Origin of the sequence: Agromyces humi (genome assembly GCF_009720255.1) — a bacterium.
GTDB lineage: Bacteria > Actinomycetota > Actinomycetes > Actinomycetales > Microbacteriaceae > Agromyces > Agromyces humi.
Window position 1 is genome coordinate 1 of sequence record NZ_WJSP02000807.1, and the last position, 506, is coordinate 506.

Annotated in this window: 1 protein-coding gene; it reads left to right on the top strand. The window is 74.7% G+C overall.

From position 1 onward, the window contains the following. The coding region (locus GH736_RS24290; protein WP_328596967.1) for a YbaK/EbsC family protein at window positions 1–322 on the top strand (322 nt) is incomplete at its 5' end. Window positions 323–506 lie beyond the last annotated feature (184 nt).

The window sequence follows — 506 nt, forward strand, 5'->3', positions numbered from 1 at the left end:
CGAGCGCACGTGGTACGCCGCATGCCTCGTGCGCGGCTCCGACCGGGCCGACGTGAACGGGGTCGTGCGCCGGCGCCTCGACGCGCGCAAGCTGTCGTTCGCGCCGATGGACGACGCGGTCGCGCTGACCGGGATGGAGTACGGCGGGATCACGCCCGTCGGGCTGCCCTCCGACTGGCCGATCCTCGTCGACGAGTCGGTCGCGACCCACGAGCGGCTGATCGTCGGCAGCGGCATCCGCGGCTCGAAGCTGCTCGTGACCGGCGCGTTCCTCGCCGGCCTGCCCAACGCGGAGGTGCTGCGGCTCGCCCAGGTCGGCTGACCGAGCCCGACGGCGGAGCAGCCGACGGCCGACGCCGACGGCGCCGAGTGGATGCCGAACCCGCGGATTCCCGGCCGAGAGCGCGGGTTCGGCATCTCCTCGTGGAAGACCGAACGCCCGGCTACTCCGCCAGCGCCGGGGCGCTCGGCTCCTGCTCGGCGACGGCGTCGCGTCGCTCGGCGTT